The 7100-nt window shown below is 71.6% G+C and carries 5 protein-coding genes and 2 pseudogenes; 4 read left to right on the top strand and 3 right to left on the bottom strand.

Annotated elements, in window-relative coordinates:
- The 3 genes from EAD98_RS11450 to EAD98_RS11440 form a co-directional block, all read right to left on the bottom strand.
- The coding region (locus tag EAD98_RS11450) for a HAMP domain-containing sensor histidine kinase (RefSeq protein ID WP_147457368.1) at positions 1 to 1409 on the bottom strand (1409 nt) is incomplete at its 3' end.
- Positions 1410 to 1422: 13 nt separating this feature from the next.
- Positions 1423 to 2103 carry a response regulator transcription factor gene (locus EAD98_RS11445; protein ID WP_121654033.1) on the bottom strand — a complete coding sequence of 227 codons (681 nt, stop codon included), beginning with the start codon at positions 2101 to 2103 and terminating at the stop codon, positions 1423 to 1425.
- 86 nt (positions 2104 to 2189) lie between these two features.
- A complete protein-coding gene (locus EAD98_RS11440; RefSeq protein WP_121654032.1) occupies positions 2190 to 2771 on the bottom strand; it encodes a hypothetical protein in 582 nt (193 codons plus the stop codon).
- A gap of 645 nt (positions 2772 to 3416) precedes the next feature.
- On the opposite strand from EAD98_RS11440, the gene EAD98_RS11435 reads away from it, so the two are divergent.
- From EAD98_RS11435 to EAD98_RS11425, 4 genes and pseudogenes are all read left to right on the top strand, one after another.
- The gene (locus EAD98_RS11435) at positions 3417 to 5300 is read left to right on the top strand and encodes a VCBS repeat-containing protein (RefSeq protein ID WP_147457367.1); all 1884 of its coding nucleotides are present in this window, start codon (positions 3417 to 3419) and stop codon (positions 5298 to 5300) included.
- A gap of 320 nt (positions 5301 to 5620) precedes the next feature.
- Positions 5621 to 6028, top strand: a pseudogene (locus EAD98_RS31535) (snapalysin family zinc-dependent metalloprotease); the annotation flags it as partial.
- On the top strand, positions 6023 to 6739 hold the full coding sequence (locus tag EAD98_RS31530) for a trypsin-like serine protease (protein ID WP_233583798.1): 717 nt from the start codon (positions 6023 to 6025) through the stop codon (positions 6737 to 6739). The pseudogene EAD98_RS31535 and the gene EAD98_RS31530, both read left to right, overlap by 6 nt.
- A gap of 122 nt (positions 6740 to 6861) precedes the next feature.
- A pseudogene (locus tag EAD98_RS11425) lies at positions 6862 to 7100 on the top strand (hypothetical protein); the annotation flags it as partial.

Here is a 7100-nt window from a genome sequence, read left to right as displayed (position 1 = left end):
ACCGGACGCGGCACGCCCTCGTGCGGCCGGGTGGGGCCGAGGGCGGGCAACTCCAGCCGGAACCGGCTACCCACGCCCGGCTCGCTGTACGCGCTCAGCACGCCGCCGAGCAGGGCCGCGTGTTCCCGGGCGATGGCCAGCCCGAGCCCACTGCCCGGCGCCGAGCGCGACGGATCGACCTTGTGGAACCGGTCGAACAGGCGCGGCAGATGCTCGGCCGCAATGCCCGGCCCCTGGTCGGTGACCTCGAAGACGACCAGCGGGCCCACACCGGACACCGTGGCCCGGATCTCCCCGCCGCCGTGTTCGACCGCGTTCGCGACCAGGTTGGCCAGCACCCGTTCCAGCCGGCGCGGGTCGGTGCGCAGCGCCACCGGATCACCGCAGACCAGCACGCGCTCCGACCAGCCGCGCGCCGCCACGATCCCGCGCAGCAGCGCCGGCGCGTCGACCGGCTCGACCGTCGGCCGTTCCCGGCCGGCGTCCAGCCGGGAGATCTCCATCAGGTCCTCGACCAGCCGGCGCAGCCGGACCACGTCACCGACCAGCAGGCGCGCGGCCGGTCGGGCATCGTCGGGCAGCTGGTCGAGGTGCTCGCGCAGCAGCGAGGCCGCGGCCACCAGGGCCGTCACCGGGGTACGCAGCTCGTGGGCGACGTCGGCGGTGAACCGCCGCTCCCGCGCCTGCGCCGCCGAGAGCGCGGCGATCTTCGACTCCAGCGCCTCGGCCATCTCGTTGAACGACGCCGCCCAGACGCTGAACTCGTCGCGCCCGCGTACCGGCAGGCGGGTGGCGAGCAGGCCCTCGGTGAGCGCCCGGGCGGCCCGGCTGGCCCGGCCCACCGGCTCCAACGTGCGGCGGGCCAGCAGGTGCCCCACCCCGGCGGCGAGCAGCACCACCAGCACCCAGCCGGCGAGCAGCGCGGTCCGCAGCTGACCCAGGTCGGCGGCGATGTCGTCCTCGACGGTGATCACGTACAGCTCGGCGGTGGAGCCGGGGATGCGGCCGCCGACCACCAACAGCCGGGGGCGCTCCGCCGGTGCGGATCGCTGGTAACCGAGCTGCCCGTCCGCCACCGTGGCCCGCAGTTGCGTGCCGAGGGTCGGGGCGTACGACGGGTGCGAGGGGCGGGCCGGGCCGTCGACGAGCACCACGTGCCGGCCGCTGCCCTCGAAGCTGGTGAGCAGCTCGGTGCTGCGCTGGTCGGTCAACGGCAGGAACTGTCCGGCGAGGACGAGTTGGTAGCGGGCGTCGGCGGCGGCCTGGTGCAGCGAGGCGTCCAACCAGGACTGCCGCAGCAGCAGCCCGGTGCCCCCGGCGAGCAGGCCGGCGGAGACACCGGCGACCAGCACGAAGGCGATCGTCAGCCGGCGCCGCAGGCGGCCCGGGGGCACCGCGCGTCCGGCCATCGCCGATCTCCCATCAGCCCGTGGACAGCTTGTAGCCGGCGCCGCGAACGGTGCGTACCAGCCGAGGGTGCGCGGGGTCGTCCTCGACCTTGGCGCGCAGCCGCTGCACCGCCACGTCGACCAGCCGTGAATCGCCCAGGAAGCTGTGGTTCCAGACCAGGTCCAGCAGCACCTCCCGGGTGAACACCTGCCCGGGCCGGCGGGCCAGCTCCAGCAGCAGGCGGAACTCGGTGGCGGTCAGCGACACCTCCCGGCCGCCCCGACGGACCACGAAGCTGCCCGGGTCGATCTCCAGGCTGCCGACCTCGATGGTGCTCGACGCGACCGGCGCGCTCGCCCGGCGCAGCACCGAGCGGACCCGGGCCACCAGCTCGGGCAGGTCGAACGGCTTGCGCAGGTAGTCGTCGGCGCCGCACTCCAGCCCGACCACCACGTCGATCGTGTCGGTGCGCGCGGTCAGCATGAGGATCGGCACCTGGCTGGTGCGCCGGACCTCCCGACAGACCTCCAGGCCGTCCAGACCGGGCAGCATGACGTCGAGCACGATCAGATCGACCGGGCGGGCCCGCCACGTCGCCAGGGCCTGCCGCCCGTCGACGGCGGTGTCGACCCGGAAGCCGGCGCGGCGCAGACCGAGGGCGGTGACCTCCCGGATGGAGGCATCGTCCTCGACCACCAGCACGCGGCCCTCCATGACCTGAGGGTAGACCCGCCGCGACGGCACGCAGCCTGGCGAAACGGTCGGTGTCGGGGACCGGGCGGCCCCCGACACCGTGGGTGTCACTGCTGCCACTGGTGGGCCACGTCGAGGACGATCCGGCTGTGCCCGCCGGGGCCGGCCAGCACGAACGTGCGGAACGGCAGCCGTGCCCGCACGCCGACCGCGAAGGTGGTGTAGCCCTCGAAGCTGCCGCCGAAGACGACGTCGCGCAGCGTCGGGTAGCGCAGCAGGTTCGCGGCGTGCTCACCGACCCGGTACGGCACGGTGCCCACGTGGGAGTCGTCGTACGCGGGGGCCCGAAGCGAGACCCGCAGCAGCGCGCCTCCGGCGGTGTACGGCGACAGCGCCAAACCCTCGCCCTCGGTCCACGTCTCGCCGTAGCCGACCGCGTAGCCGTCCACCGGGCCGGCGAACTCGAACACCACCCGGTCGTAGCAGTCGTGCCGGCCGGTCCGCACGTCGACCAGCGGGGCGCTGCTCAGCGCGCCCGCCGACTTCTCCGCGCTGCCCCAGGTGATGCCGCAGTACGGCGACGTGGTCGCCGCCGCCGTGGTGGTGCTCGCCGCGGCGCCGTTGCCCGCGCCGGCGACCAGCCCGGCGAGCACGACCGCCAGCGCCGTCAGTGCGCTCCTGATCCTCATCGTGGTGCCTCCGTCCGATGTTCGGGGGGCCACGTCGCGGCGGCGTTGCCGGTGACCCTCTGCCGCCACCGTCGACCCGCCCCGGCACAGGCACCTCGCTGCGGCGTAACCGCTGGGTAACAGCCGCCGACCCGGGTTCAGCCGCGGGCCACCCACCAGCTCGGCCTGTTGTCGTCGGATTCGAGCGCGAAGTCGGGCTTCCGACCGCGGGTACGAGGCCCAGCGCGGGACCCTGTGCCGTCTCGGCGGCGTCGAGCGTCCGGGCGTGTGCGTGCAGACCCACGATCCGGTGTGGCGTAGCCGGTGCTCCCACCCACTCCTGACGACGAAATCGACGTCTTCGGTGGCGGCGCGGGGCGGCCGTCCACCCTAATTCATGCCCGCAATGCCCTGGGTCTGACCGCCTGATCGCGGGACAGACGGAATCCTCCTCCCGCCGTAATCTCCATTTCGGACTCGTCCGGCCCGGCGCTTGGCCAACGTCGGAAGTTGCGCTCCGGATGCGTCCGGGGTGACACATGGATTGAGCGTGCTGGACGACCTGAGTCGCCCTCGCTCACCCAAGGTGCGGACATTCATCAACGACGAACGGGGAGGAAGACTGTGCGTGAATCGGGCGGGCGAAGGCTCGCGACAGTACTGCTGATGACTGGTGTTCTTGCTATTCCGGGAGGAGTCCCGGCGCAGGCCGCCGCGGCGGCTCCGGCCTGTCCGGCGCCGGACACCCTGCTGGCCGGTCTGCGGGCCGATCCGCTCACTGACGAGGCGGCCGGGAATCCCGCTCTGCTGGAGAGCGTGAGCTGTGCCCTGCCCTTCGCCACCGCGGTCGTGCCGGCGGAAGGTGAGTACGACGCGTCGTTCGTGCTGTTCCGCTACGAGGATGTGGCACAGCAGTGGAAGCCGCTCAACGTCGGTTCGGGCGGGGTCTGCGACGAGTCGGTGCCGGCCGAGATCGCGGCCCAGCTCGACGGATGCCAGCTGAACGACCCCGGCGACGAGCTGCCCGACGACGATCCGGTCGACGAGACCGAGGATTCCTCGGCGCCCCAGGGCTCCGACGGTGGCCAGATGTCCACGTCGGCCTCCGCAATCGGTGGGTCGATCACGCGGGCCGAGGTTCTGCAGCGTGCCCAGGGTTGGGTCGACCGTCAGCCCGGCCCGTACAGCCAACGGGCGTTCTCCTGGGACCCCACGCACACCCGCAAATACCGGCGTGACTGCTCAGGCCTGGTGGGCATGGCCTGGCATCTGAACGCCGACCCCAGTACGCGGACGCTGCACCAGTTCTCCAACCAGATCAACAAGGGGGACCTGCAGCCCGGCGACATCCTCAACCTCGCCGCGAAGCACGTCGTCCTCTTCAAGAGCTGGAAGACCGACCGCCGGCACTTCACCTACTACACCTTCGGGTCGACGCCGGTGAAGATCCGGACGGCGGCGATCGATGCCGGGACCATCGACAGCCACCGCGCTACCAGCTATGTCGCGCGCCGCTACACGAAGATCGCGAAATCCTCCACGCCGCCAGCACCGCCGAAGCCGACCGGACGTGCCGCCCCTACCGTCGCGTACGACCAGGGTGACGGCACGATGCGGATGTACCGCTGGCTGTCCGACGGTGATTCGTTCAACCGCACCAGCGACTACGACTCGGGAGCCTTCCGGCTCAGTGCCGTCGGTGGCCGGATGGCCTCCGGTGACGTGGACGGTGACGGTAAGGACGACATCGTCATGGCGTACCAGCAGCCAGACGGCTCGTTCTCCTACTACGTCTGGCGCAACGGCAACTCCGCTGCCCGCGTCTGGTACAACAGCGGACCGTTCAACCTCGGCAACGTCGCCGGCCGCCTCGTCCTCGGTGACTTCAACGGTGATCGCAAGGCCGAGCCGGCGATGGCGTACGACCAGGGTGACGGCACGATGCGGATCTATCGCTGGCTGTCCGACGGTGATTCGTTCAACCGCACCAGCGACTATGATTCCGGGCCTTTCCGGCTGAGCGTCGTCGGTGACCGGATGGCCTCCGGTGACGTGGACGGTGATGGCAAGGACGACATCGTCATGGCGTACCAGCAGCCGGACGGTACGTTCTCCTACTACGTCTGGCGCAACGGCAATGCCGCTGCCCGGGTCTGGTATGACAGCGGGCCGTTCAGCCTCAGCAGGGTCGGCGGCCGTCTCGTGCTCGGTGATTTCAACGGTGATCGCAAGGCCGAGCCGGCGATGGCGTACGACCAGGGTGACGGCACGATGCGGATCTACCGCTGGCTGTCCGACGGTGATTCGTTCAACCGCACCAGCGACTACGACTCGGGAGCCTTCCGGCTGAGCGTCGTCGGTGACCGGATGGCCTCTAATGACGTGGACGGTGATGGCAAGGACGACATCGTCATGGCGTACCAGCAGCCGGGCGGCACGTTCTCCTATTACGTCTGGCGCAACGGCAACTTCGCTGCCCGGGTCTGGTACAACAGCGGGCCGTTCAACCTCGGCAACGTCTCCGGCCGTCTCGTGTTGGGCAACTGGTAGCGACTGACCCGGGCGTGCCCACGGTGCGGCCTCCGCGTGACCCTGCGGAGGCCGCACCGCTGTCCAAGCGCTTCCCGGGGTCAGGGGCTGGCCAGGCTGCTGCCCGCGTGGTGGCGTAACCGACGGTAGACAGCCGTCGACCTCGCCGGTATGACGGTTCCGTTATGCCGAGCATCGACCGCCGTCACATTAGCATTCACGTACATCGATGACCGGCGGCCGGTGGCCGCCGGACTACCGCAGGGGAGTGCGTGATGTTCCGACGACAAGTGCTGCGCGCGGCGCAGGCCATGCTGGTGGCCGTGCTGGCGGCGGCCGGGGTGCAGCTCGCCACCGGCGCCCCGGCCGCCGCCGTCCGCACCGTCTACTACGACGCGAGCCGGACCGGCGAGTTCCGCACCAACTTCGACCAGGCCGCGCAGATCTGGAACAGCCGGGTCAGCAACGTCCGGCTCCTGGCCGGCACCCCGGCCAGCATCACCATCTACGTCGACAACGGCTGGCCCCGGGCGCAACCGACCGGCCTCGGCTCGGGACGCATCTGGATGGGCCGCACGGCCGTGAACCAGGGCTACGACCGCACCCGGATCGCGACCCACGAGGTCGGCCACATCCTGGGCCTGCCGGACCGGCGCACCGGCCTCTGCTCCGACCTGATGTCCGGCAGCAGCGCACCCGTCTCCTGCCGCAACGCGAACCCGAGCGCGGCCGAGGCGTCCCGGGTGAACTCGCTGTTCGCCGGCACACTCGCCGCGCCGGCCAGCGGCGCGACGTACACCTGGGACGGCACCGGGGACATCGGACCGACGGTGGTCGGCGGCCGGCCGGCCTCCGAGAACTACCCCTTCATGGTGTACGTCTCCGGCTGCACCGGAACGCTGATCAAGGCCAACTGGGCGGTCACCGCCAAGCACTGCTCGACGCCGTCCTCGGTCCGGGTGGGCAGCGTCAACCGCAGCAGCGGCGGGACGGTGGTCCGGGTGACCCGCGCGGTCAACCACCCGAGCGTCGACGTCAAGCTGCTGCAACTGGCCAGTTCGGTCACGTACGCCCCGGCGCCGATCCCGTCGACCTCCGGCGCGGTCGGCACCGCCACCCGGATCATCGGCTGGGGTCAGACCTGCCCCCGCCCGGGCTGCGGATCGGCCCCCGCGGTGGCCAACGAGCTGGACACGTCCATCGTGGCCGACAGCCGGTGCTCCGGCATCAACGGCCCGTACGAGATCTGCACCAACAACACCAACGGCACCTCCGGGGCCTGCTACGGCGACTCGGGTGGCCCGCAGGTGCGCCGCGTCAACGGGGTGTGGAACCTGATCGGCGCGACCAGCCGCGCCGGCAACAACAACTCCACGTGCGCCACCGGCCCGTCCATCTACGTCGATCTGCCGTCCATCCGGTCCTGGATCTCCACCCAGGTCGGTGGCCTGCCCGTCTGATCACTTCGGACGCCCGAGGCGGGTACGCGCGACACGCGTGCCCGCCTCGCGTCGGCGGGTCACCCACGCGTCACCGCCCTGCGGTAGCGTGCCGGGGACAACGACCGATCCGAGGTGGTCTCATGCCCGCCGTCGTCGCACTCGTGCTGACGCTCGCACTGTCGCCCACACCGTCGCCGTCCGCCCCCTCGGGCCCCGTCCGCGACCTCATCGGTGGCGTCGGGCAACTCGTCGGCGACCTGCTCGGCGGCGACAGCACCCCGAGCTCCTCCCCGGACCCGACGCCGACCCCGACCCGGCCTGCGCCACCGTCCGCCGGGCCGTCCGCCTCGGTGACGTCCGCCCCGATGGCGCCCGCACC

It is taken from the genome of Micromonospora sp. CV4 (assembly GCF_003667455.1).
Lineage (GTDB): Bacteria > Actinomycetota > Actinomycetes > Mycobacteriales > Micromonosporaceae > Micromonospora.
This window is presented reverse-complemented; position numbering and strand designations above follow the sequence as displayed.

What these genes read in the sequence shown, in the direction of transcription:
- EAD98_RS11440 (WP_121654032.1), bottom strand. Translation starts at nt 2,771, where the DNA reads ATGAGGATCAGGAGCGCACTGACGGCGCTGGCGGTCGTGCTCGCCGGG.
- EAD98_RS11445 (WP_121654033.1), bottom strand. Translation starts at nt 2,103, where the DNA reads ATGGAGGGCCGCGTGCTGGTGGTCGAGGACGATGCCTCCATCCGGGAG.
- EAD98_RS11435 (WP_147457367.1), top strand. Translation starts at nt 3,417, where the DNA reads ATGACTGGTGTTCTTGCTATTCCGGGAGGAGTCCCGGCGCAGGCCGCC.